This is a genomic window from Ensifer soli, from assembly GCF_041928815.1.
GTDB lineage: Bacteria > Pseudomonadota > Alphaproteobacteria > Rhizobiales > Rhizobiaceae > JBHFEI01.
Genome location: NZ_JBHFEI010000001.1, coordinates 512,834 through 537,409, shown reverse-complemented (window position 1 = coordinate 537,409; position 24,576 = coordinate 512,834). Strand labels below are relative to the sequence as shown.

At 67.2% G+C, this 24,576-nt stretch carries 27 protein-coding genes; 14 read left to right on the top strand and 13 right to left on the bottom strand.

Annotation, left to right across the window (positions count from 1 at the left end; genetic code table 11):
* Positions 1 to 128 precede the first annotated feature (128 nt).
* Positions 129 to 956: a transglutaminase-like domain-containing protein gene (locus ACEVQ6_RS02455; protein WP_374887291.1), complete on the bottom strand. Its 828-nt coding sequence runs from the start codon at positions 954 to 956 to the stop codon at positions 129 to 131.
* A 155-nt stretch (positions 957 to 1,111) separates the two neighbouring features.
* Complete coding sequence (locus tag ACEVQ6_RS02450) at positions 1,112 to 1,237, bottom strand: hypothetical protein (RefSeq protein WP_374887290.1); 126 nt, start codon at positions 1,235 to 1,237, stop codon at positions 1,112 to 1,114.
* 526 nt (positions 1,238 to 1,763) lie between these two features.
* Between ACEVQ6_RS02450 and ACEVQ6_RS02445 the strand changes: the two genes are divergently transcribed.
* Both ACEVQ6_RS02445 and ACEVQ6_RS02440 read left to right on the top strand, forming a co-directional pair.
* The gene (locus ACEVQ6_RS02445) at positions 1,764 to 2,018 is read left to right on the top strand and encodes a DUF6894 family protein (protein WP_374887289.1); all 255 of its coding nucleotides are present in this window, start codon (positions 1,764 to 1,766) and stop codon (positions 2,016 to 2,018) included.
* A 170-nt stretch (positions 2,019 to 2,188) separates the two neighbouring features.
* On the top strand, positions 2,189 to 2,908 hold the full coding sequence (locus ACEVQ6_RS02440) for a Crp/Fnr family transcriptional regulator (RefSeq protein ID WP_374887288.1): 720 nt from the start codon (positions 2,189 to 2,191) through the stop codon (positions 2,906 to 2,908).
* A gap of 264 nt (positions 2,909 to 3,172) precedes the next feature.
* Here the strand turns inward: ACEVQ6_RS02440 and ACEVQ6_RS02435 are convergent, their stop codons facing one another.
* On the bottom strand, positions 3,173 to 3,352 hold the full coding sequence (locus ACEVQ6_RS02435) for a hypothetical protein (protein WP_374887287.1): 180 nt from the start codon (positions 3,350 to 3,352) through the stop codon (positions 3,173 to 3,175).
* Positions 3,353 to 3,457: 105 nt separating this feature from the next.
* Complete coding sequence (locus ACEVQ6_RS02430) at positions 3,458 to 3,664, bottom strand: CsbD family protein (RefSeq protein ID WP_374887286.1); 207 nt, start codon at positions 3,662 to 3,664, stop codon at positions 3,458 to 3,460.
* 185 nt (positions 3,665 to 3,849) lie between these two features.
* Here ACEVQ6_RS02430 and ACEVQ6_RS02425 point away from each other — a divergent pair, with 185 nt between their 5' ends.
* Positions 3,850 to 4,035, top strand: a complete 186-nt coding sequence (locus ACEVQ6_RS02425; protein WP_374887285.1) for a hypothetical protein — start codon at positions 3,850 to 3,852, stop codon at positions 4,033 to 4,035.
* Positions 4,036 to 4,069: 34 nt separating this feature from the next.
* On the opposite strand, the gene hemN is transcribed toward ACEVQ6_RS02425, so the two are convergent.
* The gene (gene hemN / locus ACEVQ6_RS02420) at positions 4,070 to 5,419 is read right to left on the bottom strand and encodes an oxygen-independent coproporphyrinogen III oxidase (protein ID WP_374887284.1); all 1,350 of its coding nucleotides are present in this window, start codon (positions 5,417 to 5,419) and stop codon (positions 4,070 to 4,072) included.
* A 127-nt stretch (positions 5,420 to 5,546) separates the two neighbouring features.
* Here hemN and ACEVQ6_RS02415 point away from each other — a divergent pair, with 127 nt between their 5' ends.
* Positions 5,547 to 6,275 (top strand): Crp/Fnr family transcriptional regulator, encoded by a 729-nt coding sequence (locus tag ACEVQ6_RS02415; RefSeq protein WP_374887283.1) that lies wholly within the window; start codon positions 5,547 to 5,549, stop codon positions 6,273 to 6,275.
* On the opposite strand, the gene ACEVQ6_RS02410 is transcribed toward ACEVQ6_RS02415, so the two are convergent.
* Positions 6,253 to 6,780, bottom strand: a complete 528-nt coding sequence (locus tag ACEVQ6_RS02410; protein WP_374887282.1) for a hemerythrin domain-containing protein — start codon at positions 6,778 to 6,780, stop codon at positions 6,253 to 6,255. The two genes, ACEVQ6_RS02415 and ACEVQ6_RS02410, sit on opposite strands and share 23 nt — an antisense overlap.
* 133 nt (positions 6,781 to 6,913) lie before the next feature.
* Between ACEVQ6_RS02410 and ccoN the strand changes: the two genes are divergently transcribed.
* The 9 genes from ccoN to ACEVQ6_RS02365 all read left to right on the top strand — a co-directional run bounded on the left by ccoN (position 6,914) and on the right by ACEVQ6_RS02365 (position 15,305).
* The gene (gene ccoN / locus ACEVQ6_RS02405) at positions 6,914 to 8,527 is read left to right on the top strand and encodes a cytochrome-c oxidase, cbb3-type subunit I (protein WP_374887281.1); all 1,614 of its coding nucleotides are present in this window, start codon (positions 6,914 to 6,916) and stop codon (positions 8,525 to 8,527) included.
* An 11-nt stretch (positions 8,528 to 8,538) separates the two neighbouring features.
* Complete coding sequence (gene ccoO, locus ACEVQ6_RS02400; RefSeq protein ID WP_374887280.1) at positions 8,539 to 9,270, top strand: cytochrome-c oxidase, cbb3-type subunit II; 732 nt, start codon at positions 8,539 to 8,541, stop codon at positions 9,268 to 9,270.
* Positions 9,271 to 9,280: 10 nt separating this feature from the next.
* Complete coding sequence (locus tag ACEVQ6_RS02395) at positions 9,281 to 9,430, top strand: cbb3-type cytochrome c oxidase subunit 3 (RefSeq protein WP_374887279.1); 150 nt, start codon at positions 9,281 to 9,283, stop codon at positions 9,428 to 9,430.
* Between the two features lies 1 nt (position 9,431).
* Positions 9,432 to 10,298: a cytochrome-c oxidase, cbb3-type subunit III gene (gene ccoP, locus ACEVQ6_RS02390; RefSeq protein WP_374887278.1), complete on the top strand. Its 867-nt coding sequence runs from the start codon at positions 9,432 to 9,434 to the stop codon at positions 10,296 to 10,298.
* Between the two features lie 221 nt (positions 10,299 to 10,519).
* Positions 10,520 to 12,109: a cytochrome c oxidase accessory protein CcoG gene (gene ccoG / locus ACEVQ6_RS02385; RefSeq protein WP_374887277.1), complete on the top strand. Its 1,590-nt coding sequence runs from the start codon at positions 10,520 to 10,522 to the stop codon at positions 12,107 to 12,109.
* Positions 12,106 to 12,603 carry a FixH family protein gene (locus ACEVQ6_RS02380; protein ID WP_374887276.1) on the top strand — a complete coding sequence of 166 codons (498 nt, stop codon included), beginning with the start codon at positions 12,106 to 12,108 and terminating at the stop codon, positions 12,601 to 12,603. The genes ccoG and ACEVQ6_RS02380 overlap by 4 nt, the downstream gene beginning before the upstream one ends.
* On the top strand, positions 12,600 to 14,867 hold the full coding sequence (locus ACEVQ6_RS02375) for a heavy metal translocating P-type ATPase (protein ID WP_374887275.1): 2,268 nt from the start codon (positions 12,600 to 12,602) through the stop codon (positions 14,865 to 14,867). The genes ACEVQ6_RS02380 and ACEVQ6_RS02375 overlap by 4 nt, the downstream gene beginning before the upstream one ends.
* Positions 14,867 to 15,007 carry a cbb3-type cytochrome oxidase assembly protein CcoS gene (ccoS, locus tag ACEVQ6_RS02370; RefSeq protein ID WP_374887274.1) on the top strand — a complete coding sequence of 47 codons (141 nt, stop codon included), beginning with the start codon at positions 14,867 to 14,869 and terminating at the stop codon, positions 15,005 to 15,007. The genes ACEVQ6_RS02375 and ccoS overlap by 1 nt, the downstream gene beginning before the upstream one ends.
* Before the next feature lie 151 nt (positions 15,008 to 15,158).
* Positions 15,159 to 15,305 (top strand): DUF1127 domain-containing protein, encoded by a 147-nt coding sequence (locus tag ACEVQ6_RS02365; RefSeq protein ID WP_374887273.1) that lies wholly within the window; start codon positions 15,159 to 15,161, stop codon positions 15,303 to 15,305.
* Positions 15,306 to 15,380: 75 nt separating this feature from the next.
* On the opposite strand, the gene ACEVQ6_RS02360 is transcribed toward ACEVQ6_RS02365, so the two are convergent.
* Positions 15,381 to 16,559 (bottom strand): acyl-CoA dehydrogenase, encoded by a 1,179-nt coding sequence (locus tag ACEVQ6_RS02360; protein ID WP_374887365.1) that lies wholly within the window; start codon positions 16,557 to 16,559, stop codon positions 15,381 to 15,383.
* Between the two features lie 292 nt (positions 16,560 to 16,851).
* Here ACEVQ6_RS02360 and ACEVQ6_RS02355 point away from each other — a divergent pair, with 292 nt between their 5' ends.
* Positions 16,852 to 17,361, top strand: a complete 510-nt coding sequence (locus tag ACEVQ6_RS02355) for a DUF992 domain-containing protein (protein WP_374887272.1) — start codon at positions 16,852 to 16,854, stop codon at positions 17,359 to 17,361.
* A gap of 18 nt (positions 17,362 to 17,379) precedes the next feature.
* Here ACEVQ6_RS02355 and ACEVQ6_RS02350 read toward each other — a convergent pair whose 3' ends face one another.
* From ACEVQ6_RS02350 to ACEVQ6_RS02325, 6 genes are all read right to left on the bottom strand, one after another.
* Entirely contained in the window at positions 17,380 to 17,784 is a 405-nt protein-coding gene (locus tag ACEVQ6_RS02350; RefSeq protein WP_374887271.1) for a carboxymuconolactone decarboxylase family protein, read from the bottom strand.
* Between the two features lie 65 nt (positions 17,785 to 17,849).
* A complete protein-coding gene (gene iolB, locus ACEVQ6_RS02345) occupies positions 17,850 to 18,650 on the bottom strand; it encodes a 5-deoxy-glucuronate isomerase (protein ID WP_374887270.1) in 801 nt (266 codons plus the stop codon).
* A 30-nt stretch (positions 18,651 to 18,680) separates the two neighbouring features.
* On the bottom strand, positions 18,681 to 19,583 hold the full coding sequence (iolE, locus tag ACEVQ6_RS02340; RefSeq protein WP_374887364.1) for a myo-inosose-2 dehydratase: 903 nt from the start codon (positions 19,581 to 19,583) through the stop codon (positions 18,681 to 18,683).
* A gap of 30 nt (positions 19,584 to 19,613) precedes the next feature.
* Entirely contained in the window at positions 19,614 to 21,467 is a 1,854-nt protein-coding gene (iolD, locus tag ACEVQ6_RS02335) for a 3D-(3,5/4)-trihydroxycyclohexane-1,2-dione acylhydrolase (decyclizing) (protein ID WP_374887269.1), read from the bottom strand.
* Between the two features lie 59 nt (positions 21,468 to 21,526).
* Complete coding sequence (locus ACEVQ6_RS02330; RefSeq protein WP_374887268.1) at positions 21,527 to 23,464, bottom strand: bifunctional 5-dehydro-2-deoxygluconokinase/5-dehydro-2-deoxyphosphogluconate aldolase; 1,938 nt, start codon at positions 23,462 to 23,464, stop codon at positions 21,527 to 21,529.
* Positions 23,465 to 23,567: 103 nt separating this feature from the next.
* Positions 23,568 to 24,437 (bottom strand): MurR/RpiR family transcriptional regulator, encoded by an 870-nt coding sequence (locus ACEVQ6_RS02325; protein ID WP_374887267.1) that lies wholly within the window; start codon positions 24,435 to 24,437, stop codon positions 23,568 to 23,570.
* Between the last annotated feature and the right edge of the window lie 139 nt (positions 24,438 to 24,576).

Sequence of the window (24,576 nt, the reverse complement as noted above, 5' to 3'; positions counted from 1 at the left end):
GGGAGGAGGTCCGGCGGGCTCAATCGGGCCGCCTGCCTTGGGAGCCAGGGCGGCGCCGGGGCCGGGATGGGTCACGGCTCCGATGGGACGAACAACGCGCCGATCACGACATTGTTCCCGCCGTCCCTTCAGGCCGTGACGCTTTCCTCTGTGGCGATCTCGTCGGTGACGATGTCGAACTGCTTGAGCAGCGCCGGGCCGAAGGCGGTCGACAGCGCAACGTCGGTCGCGTCGCGGCCGGTCGCCATCAGGATGCGGCCGATGCGCGGCGTGTTGTGGCGGGCATCGACCTGGTGCCAGTTGCCGCCGAGATAGACCTCGAACCAGGCGCTGAAGTCCATCGGATTGGGGTCCTTCGGCACGCCGATATCGCCAAGATAGCCGGTGCAGTAGCGTGCCGGAATATTCATGCATCGGCAGAGCGTGATCGCCAGATGGGCGAAGTCCCGGCAGACGCCCGTCTTCTCCAGGAAGCCGTCATGGGCGGAGCGCATCGCATTCGCCTTCTGGTAGTCGAAAGTGATGTGACCGTGGACGAAATCGAGGATCGCCTGCACGCGCGGCCAGCCGGGCGTCACATGGGCAAACGTCTTCCAGGCGAAATCGGCGAGCCGGTCGGTGTCGCAGTAGCGGCTGCCGAGCAGGTAGACGAGGATGTCGTCGGGCAGGTCCTTGATCTCGTGCTGCACGGCGTGGACGGGCAAGGGTTCCGGCAGGCCGTCGTCGTAGATCTCGAACTCCGTCGAGATGGTCGTCATGCCGGCGGGGGCGATGATGCGGGTGCAGGCGTTGCCGAAACCGTCGAGATAACCGCGCGCGTCGACCGGCGGGTCAAAGGTGAGCACCTGCTCGGTGAGCAGGTCGGCCCGGCGCGAGGGATGGATGTTCAGCGCCAGGATCATCACGGTCTCCTGCGGGCATTCATAGGCGATGGTGAAACCGGCCCTGATCTTCATGGGTTCGTCCTTGCTGCGTATGGAAGGGATTTCGGAGCGGCAAGAATGCGCGACCCGTGTTCCGGTTCCGCATGAGGGACCGGCATTCTGCATCATGGCATGCCGTCGCGCGTTTCCGGAAAGCCCGGCCTTCCCGAAGGGGAGGCGCGGATCCACTACTGCATGGCGATGATGCAGGCGTCAAGCAGGCGCGCCAGTCCGGCATTGGCCGCCGCCAGCGTGAAGGTGAAGCCGAGCGCGCCGCAGATAAGGTGGGACAGAAGGGATGATCGGTTCTGCATGACAGTGCTCCGGCCGGATGACCTCCCTCGTTCGTCCGGGCAGGGGAGGTTGTTCAACCGACGCCGCGGGCCGCATTGACGAATTTATAAGGTGCGCCACCCCTGTCACGCGCCTGCGACGACCGTGTGACGCAGCCGTCGCTCTTCCTAAATGAGAAGAGCCGACGGGAACGGCGCCGTCCTCATGCGAAGACCGGCGCGTTTTGCTGTTCGTATTAGAAAACGAACATGTAAAGAAGAACGATGACGGCGAGCGGGACGCCCATCAGCCAGAGTGCAATACCTTTAAGCATGGTCCACTTCCTTTCCTTGGCTTTCGGTTGACCTGAAAACTTTCTCGGGCGGCACTTTGTTCCCGCCATGCCGGTGTTCTTCGGCCACGCCCGTCTCCTATGTCGCCGGAACGCCCTCGCCGCGGCTGGAGGGGGAGGCAGGGGCGTTGAACCATCTGCGCCCGCAAGCGTTGTGGGCGCATGGCCTGCGAGCGCGCGTCTCGTGTCTGCAATCCGAAATGAGCGGTGACGGTATGCCAACCTTCTATTTCGACGTGCACGACCAGGACGGCGTCGTCTCGATCGAGCAGCCCTTCGACTTTGCCGATGTCGGCGACGCCATCGCCGAGGCCAAGACCGTGCTGACCGAAATCGCCCATGACGGACCGCCGGGCAGCGACCGGCCGCTCGAGGTGCATGTCCGCGACGAGGCGCACGTCACCCGTGTCGTGGTGCGGCTGCGTTTCGATCTCTGCTTCTGCAATCATGACGGCACCATGCCCTCCTGACGCCGCGGGCGACAAAATTTGCGCCTCCGTCCGTGACTTCCTCTCGTCCCTTCCTAGATTTCATCGGGATTTTAGACGCGTCCGCCGTGGCTTTCCGTGGTCGGCCCGTCCCGGCCGGCCGCTCTCCCCTCGCGGCGGCGCGGCGCAAACCGCACGATCTGGAGCGTTTCGTGATCGAATGCCTGTTCGCCAATCTCGAATGCCGTGACGTTCTCTCGGAGGAGGAGAAGGCGATCCTGCGGGCGATCTGCTGCCGTGCCTCGACCATCGGTTCCGGCAGCGACATCGTCTCGCAGGGCGCCCGCCCGGGCGTCAGCACGCTGATCATCGACGGGTTCGCCGCGCGCTACAAGCTTCTGGAGGACGGCCGGCGCCAGATCACCGCCCTGCAGATCGCCGGCGACTTCGTCGACCTCCATGCCTTTCTTCTTAAGACCATGGACCATGGCATCCTCGCCCTGTCGGCCTGCAGCATCGTCGTCGTCGACCATGCCGACCTGCGCAAGGTGACGGAAACGGAGCCGCACCTGACGCGGATGCTCTGGCTCGACACGCTGAAGGACGCCGCCATCCATCGGGAATGGATCGTGGCGATGGGGCGGCGCTCGAGCAAGGCCCAGCTTGCCCATCTCGTCTGCGAACTCTTCATGCGCCTGTCGGTGGTCGGGCGCGTCGTCGGCGACAGTTTCCAGTTTCCGGTGTCCCAGACCGTGCTTGCCGACGTGCTCGGCATGTCGGTCGTCCATCTCAACAAGACGCTGCAGAGCCTGCGCGGAGACGGCGTCCTCACCTGGGCGAACCACCAGATCGAGATCCTCGACTGGGCAGCGCTGCGGCACATTGCCGAATTCGATCCAACCTACCTCAACCTCCAGCGCGAACCGCGTTGACGCCCGTGTTGCGTCAGCGTCTGTCCGCGGGTCCGGAAAGGCCTGCAAGGCCCGCATCCCCGAGCCCAAGGACGATCTCTGCCAGCGCCAGCCGCTGGCGCAGCAGACGGCGCTCGTCGGCAAGGCGTGCGATCGCCGCGCGCCAATCGCCCCCGTGACGGCGGACGAGCGCATCCACCTCGCCATACCCGGCAGCGGACGCCTCCGGGAGGCAGGGCCACATCGCGTCCGACTGCCGGCAGGGCCTTCTCTCGACGACCGCCATCAATGCCGGACCGGCTCTTCCGGGCGGTCGAAGACGAAATAGAACTGTCCGGTCTTCGTCACCGGCGGATCGATGATCCGCTGCACGTCGAGGCGAAACTGGCGCTGACGCTCGCGAAAGGCGCGCGACTGCGCCACGATATCCTTGGTCCTGTTCAGCACGTCTTCCAGATTGCGCATCCCGGCCTCCTGCGAATGTTCCTATTTTGTTCTATTTCGCCGCAGAGATCAAGCCAAAAGAAAACCCCGCCGAAGCGGGGTCCATGAAGGGGAAAGCCGAGAGCGTCAGTGCCAGGACTGATTGCCGTACCAGCTGTCGACATCGCGCGTAACGCGGTCCTTCTCGATCCCGTAGCGCTCCTGGATCTTGCCTTCGAGCTGCTCGCGGCGGCCGTTGATCTGGTCGAGATCGTCGTCGGTGAGCTTGCCCCACTGTTCCTTGATCTTGCCCTTGACCTGCTTCCAGTTTCCTTCGACGCGATTCCAGTCCATGGGAGACCTCCTTCGTTGGAATTGTTTGACGCCTATGAAACGCATGAGCGGCCGTTTGGTTCGGTATTCCCGTCCGGCGCCGGCAATCGAGGCCGCGTTAAACTAATTGAATGACCGACCCGAGCCGCCGGCCTATCCGGAATGTCGAAAACGGCACGCCGACGATGTGAGGAGGGTCAGGGATCGTGACGGATCAGGACGAAAAGGCCGCCCGCAGGCCGCGCGGGGCCTCGCCGCGCGGCGATTTCGACCTTTCCAAGAAGGCGGCAAAGGACGCCATCGAGGAAAGCCGCGCGCAGACGGCGCGCAAGACCGAGGCGCTGCGTCGCATGCGCCTCGAACGCGAGCAGCAGAACGGCGGGAAACGATGACGGCTCTGGCGTCCCCGTTTCTTGCGGCAAGGGCTCAGACGGCGAGCGAATGTCGTGCGGGTCCGTCGCGGAGATAGGCGTCGAAGCGGGCGGCGATCTGGCGCACGAAGGGCCGTCCCGCGGCGGTGATGCGGAAGGCGCCGTCGTTCCAGAGGCAACGGGTGCCGCCCTCGGCGGCGGCGATCCTCTCGGCCTCCGTGAGCACGGACTTCGCCGCCGCGCCGAACTGCCCGAGCGCGTCGCGCGTTGAAAAGCCGAAATCGCACATCAGCCGCTCGATGATCCAGCCGCGCACGCGGTCGTCGTCGGTGAGCGCGATGCCGCGCGCGGTCGCGAGCGTGCCTGCGCCGATCATCCGCTCGTAGACGGCCGCCGCCGTGGCGTTCTGCGCGTAGCCCTGCGGGAACTGGCTGACCGAGGATGCCCCGAGCCCGATCAGCGTCGTGGCCCGGTCGGCCGTATAGCCCTGGAAATTGCGCCTGAGCCGGCCGGTGCGGGCGGCAAGCGACAGCGAATCCGGCGGAAGGGCGAAATGGTCGAGGCCGACCGGATCGTAGGCCTCGCCAAGGATCAGCGTCCGTGCCGCGGCCGACTGGTCGAGCCGGTCCTCAGGTCCGGGCAGCCATTCCGGGCGGATCTGCGTCTGGTGCTTCTTGAACCAGGGAACATGGGCATAGCCGAAAAGCGCGATGCGGTCCGGCTTCAGCGTCAGCGCCTCGGCGACGGTCGCCGAAACGCTCGTCACCGTCTGGAGGGGAAGGCCGTAGACGAGGTCGAGATTGACCGAGGCGATGCCGCGCGCCCGGCAGGCGACGACCGCCTCGCGCGTCATCGCGAAGCTCTGGTGGCGGTTGATCGCCGCCTGCACGCGCGTGTCGAAATCCTGAACGCCGATGCTGGCGCGGGTGGCGCCGATCCGGGCGAGCGCGTCGTAGCGGCCCTCGTCCATGTCGCGCGGGTCGATCTCGATGCTGACCTCGGCATCGTCGGTCAGGGTGAAGGCGCCGCGCAGGGCCCGGTCGAGGTCCGTGAGGTCGTCGGGCGTCAGGATGGTCGGCGAGCCGCCGCCGTAATGGACCGAGGAGACGCGCACGCGCTTCGGCAGCCGCGCCGCGACCGCCGCGATTTCCGCCTTCAGGCTGGCGAGATAGGTCTCGACGACATGGTAGCGGGTCGTGTGCTTGGTGTTGCAGGCACAGAACCAGCAGAGCTGGTCGCAATAGGGGATGTGGAGATAGAGGCTGACCTCGTCGACCGGCGGTATGGCCGCGATCCAGGCCGCCAAAGTCTGCGGGCCGACGCTCGAATGGAAGTGCGGCGCGGTCGGATAGCTGGTGTAGCGCGGCGCGGTCTCGATCGGGGGCAGGGCGGGTGCGTCATTCATGGGGCTTTTCACTTCCGGCGGATTTGGCCTATTGTCGCGCACAGGTGCTGGTTGCTCCTTGATTTCGATCAACCCGCCGCGGCTGCGCCCCCTGCCGGTCGCGGTCGCGCAAAGACGTGGAATGGTGATGAGCCGCAGACAGGACGTTCACACGGCCGGCATACCGGTGCTCTGCATGGCCTGCGAGGCGCGCCATCGCGGCGTCTGCGGGGCGCTGGCGCCCGAGCAGCTCGTGGCGCTGGCCAAGACCTCGTCGAAGCACCATGTCGACAGCGGCGGCGAACTGGTCGGCGACGCGGAGACGGTTGAGGGCTATTCGAACATCCTCTCCGGGGTGGTCAAGCTGACGAAAAGCCTGCCGGACGGGCGCGAGCAGATCGTCGGCCTGCAGTTCGCCCCCGATTTCCTCGGCCGGCCGTTCCAGGCCGAAAGCGCGATCACCGCGCAGGCGGCGACCGGCGTCGTGCTCTGTTCCTTCCCGAAGCGGACGATCGACCGGCTGATCCGCGAATCGCCCGAGCTCGAACACCGGCTGCACGCGCAGACGCTCCGGGAGCTCGACGAGGCGCGCAGCTGGATGCTGACGCTCGGGCGCAAGACGGCGCTCGAGAAAGTGGCGAGCTATCTCCTGCTGATCGCGAGCTACATCGATCCGGAGGCGGGCGCCGCCTCGGGCGCCACCTCCTTCGACCTGCCGATGTCGCGCCTGGAGATCGCCGATTTCCTCGGCCTGACCATCGAGACGGTGAGCCGGCAGCTGACCAAGCTCAAGGTCGAGGGCGTGATCGGCATTGCGCAGAACCGCCACATCACCGTCGACAGCATCGATCGGCTCAGACAGCGCTCCGGCGGCTGATCGCCGCGTCGCGGATGATCGGCACGACGTGCTCGTTCTCGAAGGCGATGTGCCGGCGAAGCCCTTCGAAGAAGCCGCGCAGCATGAAGCCGAAGGTCTCGGCATTCTCCACCCGTCCGCCATGGCCGACCGAGAGCAGGATCTCGGTCAGGTCTGCGGCGAAACATTCGTCCTCGATATGCTCGGCGCGCAGCCGCGCGGTCGAGGCCGGTCCCCCGCCGGCCGTCAGCGCGTCGTAGGCCGGAAAGATCCGCGCCTCCTCGAAGGCATGGGCGCGGCGCAGCAGCGGCAGGAGGCGGCTTGCCGCCACCAGGCAGTCGAGCGCGTCGATCCCGCCGGGCAGCGAATCGGCGATGTTCTCGAGCTCGCCGCACAGTGACACCTTGCGGGCATGGATCAGCGCCATCGCCTCGCCGATGTCCATCCCGGCGAGGTCCTCCGGCGAGAGGCACCCGATCTCGCAGCCATGCGGCCAGGCCTCCATTCTCCTCTCGTCCACCGCCATCAACGCGCTCCCGAAACAGATCCGATGACGGCAGCCTGTCCGAAAGCGGCGCGCAAAACCTTGACATAGATCAAGGCCGAACCGGCCTTGATCGCCGAAGTGTTCCCGGCACAGAAAAGTCGGGGATTCCTTCATGCGACACGCACAGTCGATCATCAGTTTGAGCATAGGCAGTTTCCTTGCCGTGCTCGCCGCCGGTTTCGCGACGGAAAAAGTCTTCGCCGCCCATATGTGGGTGCTGGCCTTCGTCCTGCTTGCCTCCGTCGTCGTGCTCCTGCGCCGGGAGAACTTCGCGACCGTCCCCGTCGCCGATCCGTCCGCCTACATGGACGAGCCGATCCGCTACGGCGTGATCGCGACCATGGTCTGGGCGGTGGTCGGCCTGCTCGTCGGCGTCGTGGTGGCGCTGCAGCTCGCCTTTCCCGACCTCAACATCGAGCCCTGGTTCAATTTCGGCCGGATGCGGCCGCTGCACACCTCGGGCGTGATCTTCGCCTTCTGCGGCAATGCGCTGCTGGCGACCTCCTTCTACGTCGTACAGCACACCTCGCGGGCACGGCTCTTCGGCGGCAACCTCGTCTGGTTCGTCTTCTGGGGCTACCAGCTCTTCATCGTCATGGCCGCGACCGGCTACCTGCTCGGTGTTACGGCCGGCAGGGAATATGCCGAGCCCGAATGGTATGTCGACCTGTGGCTGACCGTCGTCTGGGTCGCCTATCTCGTTGTCTTCCTCGGCACGATCCTGAAGCGCAAGGAACCGCACATCTACGTGGCGAACTGGTTCTACCTGTCCTTCATCGTCACCATCGCCATGCTGCACGTCGTCAACAACCTGGCGGTCCCCGTCTCGTTCTTCGGTGCGAAAAGCTACTCCGCCTTCTCGGGCGTGCAGGACGCGCTGACGCAATGGTGGTACGGCCACAACGCCGTCGGCTTCTTCCTGACGGCCGGCTTCCTCGGGATGATGTATTATTTCGTGCCGAAGCAGGTGAACCGGCCGATCTATTCCTACCGCCTCTCGATCATCCACTTCTGGGCGCTGATCTTCCTCTACATCTGGGCAGGCCCCCACCACCTGCACTTCACCGCGCTGCCTGACTGGGCGCAGACGCTCGGCATGGTGTTCTCGATCATGCTGTGGATGCCCTCCTGGGGCGGCATGATCAACGGCCTGATGACGCTGTCGGGCGCCTGGGACAAGCTGCGCACCGACCCGATCGTGCGCATGATGGTCGCGGCCATCGCGTTTTACGGCATGTCGACCTTCGAAGGCCCGATGATGTCGATCAAGACGGTCAATTCGCTGAGCCACTATACCGACTGGACCATCGGCCACGTGCATTCGGGCGCGCTCGGCTGGAACGGGCTGATCGCCTTCGGCGCGCTCTACTTCCTCGTGCCGAAACTGTGGAACCGCGAGCGGCTCTATTCGCTGCGCATGGTCGGCTGGCACTTCTGGCTGGCGACGCTCGGCATCGTCGTCTACGCGGCGGTGATGTGGGTCGCGGGCATCCAGCAGGGCCTGATGTGGCGCGAGCACGATGCGCAGGGCTTCCTCGTCTATTCCTTCGCCGAAAGCGTCGCGGCCCTGCATACCTACTACCTGATCCGCGCGCTCGGCGGCGGCCTCTACCTCGCCGGCGCCCTGGTCATGGCCTTCAACGTCACGATGACCATCCTCGGCTACCAACGCGACGAGGCGCCGATGGGCGCCCCGGCCGCCCCCCGCCTGCAGCCCGCCGAATAGGAGCTTAACCCATGTCGATCCTCGACAAGCATCACATCATCGAGCGCAACGCCACGCTGCTCCTCGTCGGCTCCCTCCTCGTCGTCACCGTCGGCGGCATCGTCGAGATCGCGCCGCTGTTCTACCTGCAGAACACAATCGAGACGGTGGAGGGCATGCGGCCCTACACGCCGCTCGAACTCGCCGGCCGCAACATCTATATCCGTGAGGGCTGCTATGTCTGCCACAGCCAGATGATCCGGCCCTTCCGCGACGAGGTCGAGCGCTACGGCCATTACAGCCTCGCGGCGGAATCGATGTACGACCATCCGTTCCAGTGGGGCTCGAAGCGGACGGGCCCGGACCTCGCCCGCGTCGGCGACCGCTATTCGAACGCCTGGCACGTCCAGCACCTCGTCGAGCCGCGCTCCGTCGTGCCGGAATCGATCATGCCGAGTTATGCCTTCCTCGCCACGACGCCGCTCGAGATCACCAACATCTCCGGCCACCTGACGGCGAACAGCCGCGTCGGCGTGCCTTACACGCAGGAGATGATCGACAATGCCAGGGCCGACCTCGAGGCGCAGGCGACCCCGGATGCCGACACGAGCGGCCTCGAGGCCCGCTACGCCAAGGTGAAGACCGGCGATTTCGACGGCAATCCGCAGACGGTCTCCGAGATGGATGCGCTCGTCGCCTACCTGCAGATGCTCGGCACGCTGGTCGACTTCAAGACCTACGACGAAACCGGCGGCGACCGGTAGGAGGACGGGAATGGACTACCAGATGATGCGCACCTTCGCCGACAGCTGGGGGCTTCTGGCCATGGCGATCTTCTTCGTCCTCGCCTGCGCCTTCGCCTTCCGCCCCGGCAGCAAGGACATGAGCCGCGATGCCGCCGGCATTCCGTTGAAGGACGAGTGAGATGAGCGAGAACCATATTGACGAACTCTCCGGCGTGGCCACCACCGGACACGAATGGGACGGCATCCGGGAGCTCAACAATCCGCTGCCGCGCTGGTGGCTGTGGACCTTCTACGCCACGATCCTCTTCGCGATCGGCTACTGCATCGCCTATCCGGCCTGGCCGTTGATCTCCTCCTCGACCACGGGCATGCTCGGCTGGTCGAGCCGTGCCGCCGTCGGCGAGGAGATGAAGGCGGCGGATGCGGCGCGGGCGGCCTATTCGGCGGAGATCGCCGCCCGGCCGGTCGACGAGATCCTGGCGGACGAGGGACTGAGGACCGTGGCGGTCTCGGCCGGTTCCGCCGCCTTCAAGGTCAACTGCGTCCAGTGCCACGGCTCCGGCGCCGAAGGCTCGAAGGGGTTTCCGAACCTCAACGACGACGACTGGCTCTGGGGCGGCAAGGCGGAGGAGATCCGCCAGACGATCGCCCACGGCATCCGCTTCGCGCAGGACGCCGAGACCCGCGATTCGGTGATGCCGGCCTTTGCCGACATGCTGAAGGGCGAGGAGATCCGCCAGGTCGCGACCTTCGTCAAGAGCCTGAGCGGGACCGTCGCCAACGCGGCGTCGGTCGCGCCCGGCAAGGACCTCTTCGCCGCCAACTGTGCCGCCTGCCATGGCGAGGACGGCAAGGGCAGCCGCGAGTTCGGCGCTCCCGACCTGACCGATGCGATCTGGCTCTACGGATCGTCGGAGGCCGAGATCGCCGCGCAGATCCGGGCGCCGCACATGGGCGTCATGCCCGCCTGGCAGGAGCGTCTCGGCGAGACGACCGTCAAGGAGCTGGCCGTCTTCGTCCATTCGCTGGGCGGCGGCGAACGCTGAACCGAAAGGCATCCGGTTCCGATGCCGTTCCGAGAGCCAGGGTCGCGGCGCGGCCGTGCCGGAACGGCGTTCGGGGAGGGGGCGACGCCGCCCGGGCCCATCAGGCCCAGGGCGGCGTTGTCGCTTGATCTCGATCAAGGCGGCGGCCCGCGCCGTCCGGCAGTGTGGCGCCGAGATGATCGCCGCTGTCCGAACGCGGCCGAATGCCGCCGGAGTTCCCCATGCAGCAAACAGAGATCGCCGGGCCAGAGATCGCGGGACCAGAGATCACGAAGCTCGACGCCGAGGCCGTCAATTCCGCCGCGCGGCGCAGCCCGCTCTATGCAAAGCGCCGGAAGATCTTCCCCCGCCGGGCGGCAGGCGCCTTCCGCAGGTTCAAGTGGATCGTCATGGCGATCACGCTCGGCATCTACTATCTCGTGCCGTGGCTGCGCTTCGACCGCGGCCCCTTCGCCCCCGACCAGGCGGTGCTGGTCGATCTCGCCAACCGGCGCTTCTATTTCTTCTTCATCGAGATCTGGCCGCAGGAATTCATCTATGTCGCCGGCCTTCTGGTGATGGCCGGCATCGGTCTCTTCCTCGTCACCTCGACGGTCGGCCGCGCCTGGTGCGGCTACACCTGTCCGCAGACCGTGTGGGTCGATCTGTTCCTCGTGGTCGAGCGCTTCATCGAGGGCGACCGCAATGCGCGCATCAAGCTGGATGCCGCGCCGTGGTCGCTGCAAAAGCTTCGCCTGCGGCTGGAAAAGCACGCGATCTGGCTCGTCATCGCGGTGCTGACCGGCGGTGCCTGGGTCTTCTATTTCGCCGACGCCCCGACGCTCGCCGCCGATCTCGTCACCGGGAGCGCCGCGCCCGTCGCCTATGCCACCATCGCCATCCTGACGGCGACCACCTACACGTTCGGCGGGCTGATGCGCGAGCAGGTCTGCACCTACATGTGCCCATGGCCGCGCATCCAGGCGGCGATGCTCGACGAGAATTCGCTGACCGTCACATACAACGACTGGCGCGGCGAGCCGCGCAACCGCCATGCCAAGCGCGCGGCGGCAAGCGGGGCGAGCGTCGGCGACTGTGTCGACTGCAATGCCTGCGTCGCCGTCTGCCCGATGGGCATCGACATCCGCGACGGCCAGCAGCTCGAATGCATCACCTGCGCGCTCTGCATCGACGCCTGCGACGACGTGATGGGAAAGATCGGCAGGGAGCGCGGTCTGATCAGCTATGCGACGCTGACGGACTACAACGCCAACATGGCGCTCGCGACCGGCGGCGGATCGGTCCCGATCGATCCGGCGCGCGTGCGCAATGCCGACGGCACCCTCTCCGGCAGGCTCGCCCATTTCAGCCTGAAGAAGCTCTTCCGCGTCCGCACGGCGCTCTATTTCGGCGTCTGGGCGGCGATCGGCGTCGCGATGCTCGTGGCGCTGATGCTACGCGACCGGCTGGAAATCAGCATCCTGCATGATCGCAATCCCCAGTTCGTCGTGCTGTCCGACGGGGCGATCCGCAACGGCTACACCGTCAAGCTGCTCAACATGGTGCCGGAGCCGCGCGACGTGGAGCTTCGCCTCGACGCCGCCTTCCCCGGCGCGCGGATGGCGGTGACGGGCAGCGACGTCGACGCCGACAACGCCGTGACGCTTCGGCTCGAACCCGACCGGCTGAAGACGCTGAAGGTCTTTGTCCATACCGCGCGGGAAAACCTCGCCGGCAGCCCGCGCGACCTCACCTTCCATGTCAGCGACCCGAAGACCGGCGAGGCGGCCGACTACCGCGCCACCTTCAATGCCCCGGAGACCCAGCCATGACCCGATCCGTCCCTCCCGCCGCCCCGTTCACCGGCCGGCATATGCTGATGATCATGATCGCCTTCTTCGGCGTCGTCATCGCCGTCAACCTGACCATGGCGCGCCTGGCCGGCATGACCTGGAGCGGCCTCGTCGTCGCCAACAGCTATGTCGCCGGCCAGTCCTTCGACGAGAAGATGCGGCGGGCACACGCCCAGATCGCCCTCGACTGGACCGGCAGGCTGGAGCTCGGCGGCGACCGCATCGGCTACGGCCTCAGCGATCGCGACGGCCGGCCGGTGCCGCTTCTCGGCGTCAGCATGACCTTCCGCCATCCCGCCTTCGAGGCGGCCGACTGGCAGGTGACGCTCTCGCCCGTCGGCGCCGGCCGGTTCGAGGCCGATCACCCGGTGCGCGACGGTGCCTGGAGCGTCGAGATCGTCGCCGATGCCGGCCGCGCCGACCCCTATCGCGAGGTGAAGCGCATCACCGTCGTCCATGGAGAGATGCAATGAGCTGCTGTGCCGCCGTTGCCGGCCTGGGCGCGGATGCGGAACCGGCCGGCCCTTCGGCCGAGGAGGTCCGCCTGTCGAGCCGCCTGCTCGGCGACGGGCTGCTCCAGACCGACCTTTCCGTCCCCGCCATGCATTGCGCCGACTGCATGCGCACGATCGAGCGGGCGCTCGCCGCGCTCGACGGCGTCCGCTCGGCCCGCGTCAACCTTTCGACGAAGCGGGTGCGGGTCGCCTGGACCGGCGAGGCCGTGCCCCCGATGGTGGCGCGGCTGGCAAGCCTCGGCTATGCCTCGCACCTTGCCGACGATCCGGCATCCGCGAAGGACCGGACGCTCTCGGAGCTCATCCTCGCCGTCGCCGTCTCGGGCTTTGCCACCGGCAACATCATGCTGCTCTCCGTCTCCGTCTGGGCCGGGGCGGACGGGGCCACCCGCGATCTCTTCCACTGGATCTCGGCGCTGGTGGCGATCCCGGTGATCGCCTTTGCCGGCCGCATCTATTTCCGCTCGGCCTGGAACGCGCTGAAGAACGGGCGGATGAACATGGACGTGCCGATCGCCATCGGTGTGTCGCTCGCCTATCTCACCAGCCTCTACGAGACGATCACTCATGGGGCGCATGCCTATTTCGATGCCTCCGTCTCGCTGCTCTTCTTCCTGCTGATCGGGCGCACCCTCGACCATGTGATGGGCGACCGGGCGCGCGCCGCCGTCAGCGGCCTCGTGCGCCTGTCGCCGCGCGGCGCCGTGCGCATCGGTCCGGACGGCGCGCGCGACTACCTGCCGCTGCCCGACATCCGGCCGGGCATGGACCTGTTCATCGCGCGCGGCGACCGCATTCCCGTGAACGCGACGGTGGTCGAGGGCGTCTCCGATCTCGATGCCTCGCTTGCGACCGGTGAAAGCGCGCCGCAGGCGATCGGCCCGGGAAACACCGTGCTGGCCGGCACCCTCAACCTGACCGCGCCCCTCGTCGTTCGCGCCACCGCCGCCGCAAGCGACTCTTTCCTCGCCGAAATGGTCGCACTGATGGCCGCGGCCGAGGAGGGGCGGGGCACCTATCGCCGGATCGCCGACCGCGCCTCGGCGCTCTATTCGCCGGTCGTGCACCTGACGGCGCTGGCGAGCTTCGTCGGCTGGATGGTCGCCACCGGCGACTGGCATCATTCGATCACAGTCGCCACCGCCGTGCTGATCATCACCTGCCCCTGCGCGCTCGGCCTCGCGGTTCCGATCGTGCAGGTGGTCGCCGCCAGGCGCCTGTTCGAGGCGGGCGTGATGATGAAGGACGGATCGGCGCTGGAGCGGCTGGCCGAGATCGATGCCGTCGTCTTCGACAAGACCGGCACGCTGACCACCGGCCATCCGGTCCTCGCCGCGGCGAGCCCCGCCCCGGCCGGGACCCGCGGCATGGCGCTCGCGCTTTCGCGCGCCTCGCGCCATCCCTTCTCGCGCGCGATCACCACCGCCTTCGCCGAGGAGGCGCCGGCCGGCCTGGCGCTGGAGGCGACGCGGGAATTTTCAGGCCTCGGCGTCGAGGCGGCGAAGGACGGCAGCCTCTGGCGCCTCGGCCGCGCAAGCTGGGCGGCGCCGTCGGAGGCGGGCGAGGGCGGCACCGTGCTGTCGCGCGACGGCGTGGTGATGCAGCGCTTCGACTTCGTCGACGCGCTTCGGCCGCAGGCGGGCGAGGCGGTGGCGGCGCTGCGCGGGCAGGGCCTGCCGGTGGAGATCCTTTCGGGCGACAGGGCGACGGCCGTCGAAGCCGTGGCCGCGGCGCTTGGCATCGAGAGGCTGGGGGCGGGGGTGCTGCCGGCCGACAAGGTCGCCCGCCTTGCCGCGCTGAAGGCAGAAGGCCGCCATCCGCTGATGGTCGGCGACGGGCTCAACGACGCGCCGGCGATGATGGCGGCGCATGTGTCGATGGCGCCGGCCTCCGCCGCCGACATCGGCCGCAACGCCGCCGATTTCATCTTCCTGCATGAGGGGCTCGCCGCCGTTCCCTTCGCGCACCGCATCGCGCGGCAGGCCGACCGGCTGATCCGCCAGAACTTCGCCCTTGCCATCGGCTACAATCTCATCGCCGTACCGATCGCCATCCTCGGCCATGTCACGCCGCTGATCGCCGCGATCGCCATGTCCGGTTCGTCGCTGATCGTCATCGGCAACGCGCTGCGCCTCGGCCCGATGGAACGCGCCACGGCACGGCGGCGAATTTTCCGTCTTCCCTTCCGCCTTCCTTTCCGCGTGAGACCGGTGACCCCCTGATGGAAACGCTGCTCTATCTCCTGCCGATCGCCCTCTTCCTTGGCGGTCTCGGGCTCGCCGCCTTCGTCTGGGCGCTGAAGGCCGGGCAATACGAGGACATGGACGGCGCGGCCGCCCGCGTGCTCATCGACGACGAGTAAGGCGTCTGCGACGGCTGCGTGAAACGCATGCCTGACCTGACGGATCGGCGCTGTTGCGACGGGGCGGAAAACCCTATCTTCCACCCATCGAAACGACGCCGGGGCCGACAGAGGCAGCCGACGTCAGACACCCTCAGGAAAGGGGATCATCATGAACGTCGCCCGCTCTTTCAATGCCTGGCGCAAGTATCGTCAGACCGTCAACGAGCTGAACCGCATGTCCGCCCGCGAACTCAGCGACCTCGGCCTTGCCCGCGCCGACATCCATTCGGTTGCTCGTCTCGCCGCCGCGCGCTGATTCGATATCCGGTACCGAGTTCGAAAACGCCCGCGTCGTCGACGCGGGCGTTTTCGTCTGACGGTCGTCCCGCGCTTACATGAAGGCCTGAAGCCCGGTCTGGGCGCGGCCGAGGATCAGCGCGTGCACGTCGTGCGTCCCCTCATAGGTGTTGACCGTCTCCAGGTTCTGCGCGTGGCGCATGACGTGGTATTCGATCTGGATGCCGTTGCCGCCATGCATGTCGCGGGCCTGGCGCGCGACGTCGAGCGCCTTGCCGCAATTGTTGCGCTTGACGAGCGAGATCATCTCCGGGGCGAAGCGGTGCTCGTCCATCAGCCGGCCGACGCGCAACGACGCCTGCAGGCCGAGCGCGATCTCCGTCTGCATGTCGGCGAGCTTCTTCTGGAAGAGCTGCGTGCCGGCGAGCGGCTTGCCGAACTGGACGCGGTCGAGGCCGTAGGACCGCGCACGGTGCCAGCAATCCTCCGCCGCTCCCATCACCCCCCAGGAAATGCCGTAGCGGGCCCGGTTGAGGCAGCCGAACGGACCCTTGAGGCCGGAGACGCCCGGCAGCAGCGCATCCTCCGTCACCTCGACGCCGTCGAGCACGATCTCTCCGGTGATCGAGGCGCGCAGGCTGAGCTTGCCGCCGATTTTCGGCGCGCTCAGCCCCTTCATGCCCTTTTCCAGCACGAAGCCGCGGATCTTGCCGTCATGCGCCTCGGATTTCGCCCAGACGACGAAGACATCGGCGATCGGCGCGTTGGAGATCCACATTTTCGAGCCGCGCAGGCGGTAGCCGCCCTCGATCTTTTCCGCCCGCGTCTTCATGCCGCCGGGATCCGATCCGGCATCGGGTTCGGTGAGCCCGAAACAGCCGATCAGTTCGCCGGAGACGAGGCCCGGCAGGTAGCGCCTGCGCTGTTCGTCCGAGCCATAGGCGAAGATCGGATAGGCGACCAGCGAGCTCTGCACGCTCATCATCGAACGGTAGCCCGAATCGATCCGTTCGATCTCGCGCGCGACGAGCCCGTAGGAGACGTAATTGGCGCCCGCCGCGCCGTAGTCCTCCGGCAGCGTGAGGCCGAGGAGGCCGGCCTTGCCCATCAGCCGGAAGAGTGCCGGATCGGTCGCCTCCTCCATGTAGGCATCGGCCACCCGCGGCATCAGCTCGGCGTCGGCGAAGGCGGCCGCCGTGTCGCGGATCATCCGCTCCTCCTCCGAAAGCTGGTCCTCGAACAGGAACGGGTCGCTCCAGGAAAATTCTTGCATGTCGCTCACGGTCGTCTCCCTTGTCGTCGCCGCATCATGGAGGTTCGGGCACCGCGAGGCAAATCGCGTTTCGTCATCGCCCCATGAGCGGCGGGAATGGCCGCCGGAGATGTTCTGCCTCGCCGCTGAAAAGTCTTAAAGGACCGTGAAGAGACGGGAATGGCAGGCAGTCGATCCTCCGTCGCGGCCGGCAGGCCCCCCGCTCAGGATCGATTTGCCGCACCATGCGTTATCTCTGTCGTTGAACCCCAAGGGCCCGTCGCACGAGGCCCGCCCCGATCAGGAGAGCATCATGAAGAAAACCCTTGCCCTTGCCGCGGCCGCCATGACCCTTGCCGCCACCCACGCCTTTGCCGCCGATCCCGCCTACAGGGACCGCGAGCCGGACGAGCGCAATGGCGTGCGCATCGGCTATCTCGATTGCGCCGTCGGCGGCGGTGCCGGCTATGTGCTGGGCTCCGCCAAGGAAGTGGACTGCGTCTTCCGCAAGACCGCGCGCGGGCCCGTTCAGGACGCCTATACCGGCGCGATCCGCAAGATGGGCGTCGATCTCGGCTTCACCACCGAGGGCCGTATGCTCTGGGCGGTGCTCGCCCCGACCGCCGGCTACCATCGCGGCTCGCTCGGCGGCGTCTACCAGGGCGCAACGGCGGAAGCGACGCTCGGCGCCGGCATCGGTGCCAACATCCTCGTCGGCGGCACGGCCGGCTCGATCCAGCTCCAGACGGTGAGCGTCACCGGCCAGCTCGGCCTCAACGTTGCCGCGACCGGCACCTCGATGACGCTGAACCCGGTCAACTGACCCAGACCTTCTGCCCCGTCAGACCTCAAATTCCGGGTCGACGGGGATCTGCATCGCGGTGACCAGGTGGTTCGTCTGGCCGGCGAGCCCGATCACCGCGAGAAGCTCCGCATGCTGCGCCCCGGTCATGCCGCGTGCCTTGGCCGCCGCCGTGTGGGAGTGGATGCAATAGGAGCAGCCGTTTGCCGTCGACACGGCGATATAGATCATCTCGCGCACCAGCGGGTCGAGCGCCCCTTCCGTCGCCATCACCGCCTTCAGCCCGTCCCAGGTGCGCTTCAGCAGCGCCGGATCGTTGGCGAGACCGCGCCAGAAATTGTTGATGAAATCGGATTTCCGCGTCGCGCGGATGTCCTCGAAGACGGAAGCGACCGCCGGATCGGCCGCCGCGTCCTTGTCGCTCCACAGTCTGACCGTCGCCATGGCTTCGCCCTCCCGTTTCTTCAGGCAGGTTTTAGGCGGGCGCCCGGCCCGCCGCAAGGCCAGGCTCAGATGCCGGTGAAAAGCCAGGCATGTTCCTTGGCGTTGTGGAATTTCCAGGCGCGCGCGGGACCGGCCATGACGTTGAGATAATAGAGGTCGTAGCCATGGATGGCGGCGACGGGATGGTATCCCTCTGGCACCAGCGACACGTCGCCGTCCTCGACCGCCATCGTCTCGTCGAGCGCCCGGTCGTCGGTATAGACGCGCTGCATGGCGAAACCCTGCGGCGGGTTCAGCCGGTGGTAATAGGTCTCCTCGAGAAAGCTCTCATGCGGCAGGTTGTCGACGTCGTGCTTGTGCGGCGGATAGGACGAGGTGTGCCCGCCGGGCGTGATCACCTCGACGACGAGGAGGGAATGGGCAGCGCCGTCGTCTTCCGGCATGATGTTGGTGACGTAGCGGGTGTTGGTCGCCTTGCCGCGCGTCATCTGCGGATGGGTGCCGGGGGCGATCACCTTGGTCGCGTAGCCCTCCGCGCCGGGCGCGGTGCAGACGGCGAGGTCGAGATCGGTCACGGCGGTCGCCTCCCAGCGGCTGCCCTGCGGCACGTAGACCGCGGCCGGCGCGCCGTCGAACGGGGTCATGCGCTCGCCGAGTTCGCCGAGATCGACGCCGTCGACCACGATCCGCGCCTTGCCGGCGACGAGCACCAGGCAGGTCTCGCGGGCCGCTTCCGATCCCCCGGTCGCAGCACCGGCGGCGAGCCGTTCCAGGGCGAAGCCGACATAGGTCCAGCTGGCGCTCTCCGGCGTGATGTCGTGCACGCGGCCGGACGTGCCGGCGGGCTTGACGAGAAGGTTCGGCATGGCGGGGTCTCCTGTTGTCGTCGACGGGCGTCAGGCCCGGTCGAGCCCGGCCTCGCGGGCGAAGGCCTTCAGCGCGGCGAGGCCCATCGACTGGTACTTCAGCGGATTGCGCACGGCTGGGTCCTGCTCGGCCTCGATCACCAGCCAGCCGTCATAGCCGTGTTCGGCCGCGACCGTCAGCACGGGCAGGAAATCGACGCCGCCCTCGCTGTCGCCCGGAACGGTAAAGACGCCGCGGCGCACTCCCTCGAGGAAGGAAAGGCCCTGCTCCTCGACCTCCTTCCGGATCGCCGGCCGCACGTTCTTCGCATGGATGTGGCGGACGCGGTGCATGTATTTCTGCGCCAGTTCCGCCGGGTCCGAGCCGCCGAACCAGGCATGGCCCGTGTCGAGCAGCAGCTTGGTCGCAGGCCCGGTATGGGCCATCAGCCGGTCGATCTCCGCGCCGGTCTCGACGATCGTGCCCATGTGGTGATGGTAGACGAGGTCGATCCCCTGGTCGGCGCAATAGGCGGCGATCGCCTCGAGGTCGGCGCCGAATTTTTCCCAGCGCCCGTCTTCCAGAACCGGCTTGTCGCCGACAAGTGAAGCGGCATCGTTGCCGTGGATGGCGTTCGAGGTCTCGCAGACGATGCAGACCGTGCAGCCATTGTGCTTGAGGAGGTCGAGATGCGGCTGGATCGCCTTCTTCTCCGCCTCGACGTCATGGACGAGAAGGTTGGTCGAATGCCAGCCGGAGACGAAGACGAGGCCGTAGCCGGCGAGTGTCCGCTTCAGCGTCTCCGGGTCGGTCGGCATCTTGTGGCCTTTCTCGATACCGTCGAAGCCGATCGTGCGGCAATCGGACAGGCAGTCCTCCAGCGTCAGATGCGCGCCGATCGTCTGGTCGTCGTCATTGCTCCAGGCGATCGGGTTGGTGCCGTAGCGGATCATGGTCGTCATTCCGGTTTTCGTGTTGTCGTTTCAGCCGAAGCGTTGCGCGTCGAGCGCCTTCTCGTAAGCCGTGCGGGCCGCGTTGACGGTGGGTCGCACCGAGACTTCGGGCACGGCGACGTCCCACCAGTGCCCGCCGGCATCGGTGGTGATCAGCGGGTCCGTGTCGATGACGATCACGGTGCTGCGCGTCTCGGAGGCCATCTCCTGCAGTGCCGCTTCCAGGTCACTGATCGAGGAAACCTTGCGGGTCACCGCGCCGAGCGCCGCCGCATGGGCGGCATAGTCGATCGCGGGCAGCTCCACATTCTGCGTGTCCTTCAGCAGGTTGTTGAAGTTGGCGCCGCCGGTCGCCATCTGCAGCCGGTTGATGCAGCCATAGCCGGAATTGTCGAGCAGCACCACGGTGAGCTTGGCGCCGAGCATGATGGCGGAGACGAGCTCGGAATTCAGCATCAGGTAGCTGCCGTCGCCGACCATGACGACGACGTCGTCGTCGGGCTTCGCCAGCTTGACGCCGAGGCCGCCGGCGATCTCGTAGCCCATGGTCGAGAAGCCGTAATCCATGTGGTAGCTGCCGGGCGCGACGGCCTGCCAGAGCTTGTGCAACTCGCCCGGAAGGCCGCCCGAGGCGCAGACGAGCGTGGTCTTGCGGCCGGCGCAGGCGCGCTGCACGGCGCCGATCACCTGCGCGTCCGAGGGCAGGGCGGCATTGGTGGCAGCGGTGGCGCGGTCGGCGGCGGCGATCCACTCCGCCTTCCCCTCCGTCGCCTTGCCCGTCCAGGACGGATCGAACCTGTGGCCGGCGAGCGCGGCACTGAGCGCCTCGAGGCCGACGCGCGCATCGGCGACCAGCGGCAGGGCCTCGTGCTTGCCGGCGTCGAAGGCCTGTACGTTGAGGCCGACGATCGCCACGTCCTCGTCCTTGAACAGCGCCCAGGAACCGGTGGTGAAATCCTGGAGGCGCGTGCCGACCGCGAGCACGAGATCCGCCTCCTCCGCAAGCCGGTTCGAGGCCGACGTGCCGGTGACGCCGACCGAACCCATGTTCAGCGCATGGTCGTGGGGCAGGGACGACTTGCCGGCCTGGGTCTCCATGACCGGGATGCCGTGCGTCTCGGCGAAGGCGGCAAGCGCCGGGCTCGCCTGGGAATAAAGCACGCCGCCGCCGGCGATGATGACCGGGCGCCTGGCCGCGCGGATCGCCGCGATCGCCTGCGCCAGTTCGCCCGCGTCCGGCTCCGGCCGGCGCACGGTCCAGAGCCGCTCCTCGAAGAAGCTTTCCGGATAATCGTAGGCCTCCGCCTGCACGTCCTGGCAGAGCGACAGCGTCACCGGTCCGCATTCAGCCGGGTCGGTCAGCACCTGCATGGCGCGGCGCAGCGCCGGGATGATCTGCTCCGGCCGGGTGATGCGGTCGAAATAGCGAGAGACGGGGCGGAAGCAGTCGTTGACGGTCATGGTGCCGTCGCCGAAATCCTCCATCTGCTGCAGCACCGGGTCCGGGCGGCGGTTGGCGAAGACGTCGCCCGGCAAAAGCAGCACCGGCAGGCGGTTGACATGGGCGAGCGCCGCCGAGGTGACCATGTTCAGAGCCCCGGGGCCGATCGAGGTGGTGCAGGCCATGAAGCGCTGGCGGAAGCTCGCCTTGGCGAAGGCGATCGCCGCATTGGCCATGCCCTGCTCGTTCTGGCCGCGATAGGTCGGCAGTTCGTCGCGCACGCCGTGCAGCGCCTCGCCGAGACCGGCGACGTTGCCATGGCCGAAGATGGCGAAGACGCCGCCGAAGATCGGCACGGTCTTACCGTCGATCACGGTCATCTGGCGGGTCAGGAACCGCGCCACGGCCTGCGCCATGGTCAAGCGGACGGTCAGCTTCGACATGTCATCCTCCTCGATGCGCAAGGCTTAAGGCACCCGCGCCGTTTTTTTCCTCGCCCGCCTCAGGCGGCCTTCGCGTCGCCGAGCGACTGCCACAGCTCGACCAGCGCGCCGAACCGCTGCGCCATGTCGGCGACCGCCGCCTCGTCGCCGATCTCGCCGGCGAGCCAGGCCTTGGCGGCATCGGCGAAGATCGTCCGGCCGACGGCGAAGCCGCGCACCGTCTTCGACGTCCGCGCCGCGGCAAAGCCGTCCTTCAGCGCTTCGTAAGGGGCTTCCAGCCCGAGCAGCACGACGCCGCGGCAGAAGGGGTCGCGCGCCAGGATGACGGCGTCGATCGCGTCCCACGCCTTGCGGCTTGCCTGCGGCTCCAGCTTCCACCAGTCGGGTTTCAGGCCGGCATCGTAAAGCTCAGTCAGCGCACGGGAAATCGTCGCGTCGTCGAGGGGGCCGTGCTTGCCGGCGATGATCTCGATCAGGATCTCGCGGCCGACCTTGCGCGCCGCCTCATAGGCCGAGCGCAGCTTGGCGATCTGCGTCGCCTTCAGGTCGGCCGGGTCGTCCGGATGGAAGAAGCTCAGCACCTTGATGCAGTGGTCGACCGGCCAGTCGATCAGCCTGCTGCCGAGATCCTGGCTGAATTCGAACTGCAGCGGGCGCGAGCCCGGCAGCTCGATCGGCTTGCCGATCCAGAAATCCTTCTCGCCGCCGGCGACATAGAGCGCCTCGCGGCCATACTTGTCGTCGATCAGCATGCCGAAACCGGGACGCCCGGCGGCGATCCGCGTCGCGGCCTTGACCGCCAGCGCCTTGAAGGCAGGGATTCGGGCGAGCACGGCCGGATCGCCGCCGGCAAGCTCCTCGAGCTGGCTGCGGTGGTCGATGGCGAGCGCCATCAGCTCCGGGATCTGCCGGCGGCGCGTGGTCGCCCAGTGGACGTGGTTGATCGCCGCGTCCTTGCGCAGCGCCTTTTCCGGACTGCCATGGGTCAGGAAGTACTGCAGTTCCGTCCAGGTCGGGATTTCCGGGGCGCAGAGCAGGCGGGAGACGGCAAAGGCGCCGCAGGCATTGGCCCAGGTGGCCGACGTCGCGTGTGGCTCGCCCTTCAGCCAGCCGCGGAGAAACCCGGACATGAAGGCGTCGCCGGCGCCGAGCACGTTGTAGACCTCGATCGGGAACCCCTTGCCGACGATCCCGTCCTCGAGATCGTCGGAGATCGGCCCGTCATAGACGATGCAGCCCATCGGCCCGCGCTTCAGCACGATCGTCGCCGCCGAAAGTGCGCGGATCGTCTTCAGCGCGGCAAGCAGGTCCGCCTCGCCCGACGCGATCAGCACCTCCTCCTCGGTGCCGACGATCAGGTCGCATTCGGCAAGCACGGTCCTCAGATGGGCCGAGACGCGCTCGGAGGCGATGTAGCGGTTGTCGCCGGCGTCATGGCCGGCAAGGCCCCAGAGGTTTGGGCGATAGTCGATGTCGAGGATGATCCTGGCGCCATTCTCCCTGGCAAGCCGCATCGCCTTGCGCTGGGCACGGTCGGTGTTCGCCTTGGAGAAATGCGTGCCGGTGACGAGCACCGCCCGTGCCGAGGCGATGAAGGCCGGATCGACGTCGCCCTCGTCGAGGGCGTTGTCGGCGCAGTTGTCGCGATAGAAGAGCAGGGGAAAGGAATGCTCGTTCTCGACCGACAGGATGGCGAGCGCCGTCAGCCGTTCGGGATCGACGGTGATGCCGCGCGTCTCGACGCCTTCGCGGGCGAGCTGCTCGAGGATGAAGCGGCCCATCTGCTCCTTGCCGACGCGGGTGAGGAGCGCCGATTTCAGCCCGAGACGCGCCGTGCCGACGGAAATATTGGCCGGGCAGCCGCCGACCGATTTGGCGAAGCTGGCGATGTCCTCCAGCCGCGAGCCGATCTGCTGGCCGTAGAGATCGACGGAGGCGCGGCCGATGGTGACGAGGTCGAGCGCCTTCTCCGGCGATGTTGGGTGATGGTCGCTCACGCATTCCTCCCGGCGGGCATCGTCCCGCGTCAGACGTTGCTGTCTTGTTGTGGCGGGAATATGAAACATAAATTCCGTTTTATGTCAATATGGAATTTATGTTCTATTGTGCCGCGATGGCCTCGTGCAGCCGCCTCCGGCGCTCGGCCACGGCCACGGTGAGCGCCATCGCAAACGCCATGCTGGCCGAGAGCGAGCGGAAACCGGCATGGTCGGCCTCGGCGATCTCGAACCAGACCTTCGAGGATTCGGCGAGCGGCGAAAAGGCGGAGTCCGTCAGCGAGACCACCGGGATCCGCCGCGCGGCGAGCGTGCGGGCCTGGTGGGCGCTCTCCGGCGCGTAAGGCGAGAAGCTGACGGCGAAGGCGGCATCCCCCCTGCCGGCGAGCGCGAGCATGTCGTCGTCGATGCCGGCGGCGGTGCCGACGAGCTGCGCCTTCACCTTCAGCTTGCCGAAGGCATAGGCCATGTAGCTGCCGATCGGATAGGAACGGCGCTTGGCGATCAGGTAGATCGTTTCAGCCCGGGCGAGAATGTCGACGCCGCGCTCGAAATCGGCGGGGTCCACCGATTGCGACAGGGCGTCCAGCGAGCGGTGGGCCGCGGCGACGAAGCCGGTGAGGATCGCGCCGTTCTCGTCGGCGCTTTCGCCGTCGGCCGAAAGCGCCTTCAGCCGCTCGTCATAAGCCGGTGTCCGGTCACGCAGCCGGGCGCGGAACAGCTGCTGCAGGCTGGAAAACCCCTCGAAGCCGAAATGCTGGGCGAAACGCACCAGCGTCGAGGGCTGCACATCGGCCGAGGCGGCGATGCTCGCCGCCGTGCCGAAGGCGACGTCGTCGGGATTGTCGAGCGCATAGACCGCGACCTGCCGCAGCCGCTTGGGCAGGGTCTGCCTGCGGGTCAGGATCGCCGATTTCAGCGCGTCGAAATCCTGCGGCAGCTCGCTCTCGTCGTCACCCATCGTCTGATCCATGCCTCGGTCGTCCGGCGACCATAGGCGATTCCATCGCCGGGAGATAGAATGTCCGTTCCATTTCGGCCGGCGGGACGCGCATGTCGGCGCCTCCATGCGGCAAGCCTCGCGTCAGCGGCGCGCATTAACGCATTGTTAC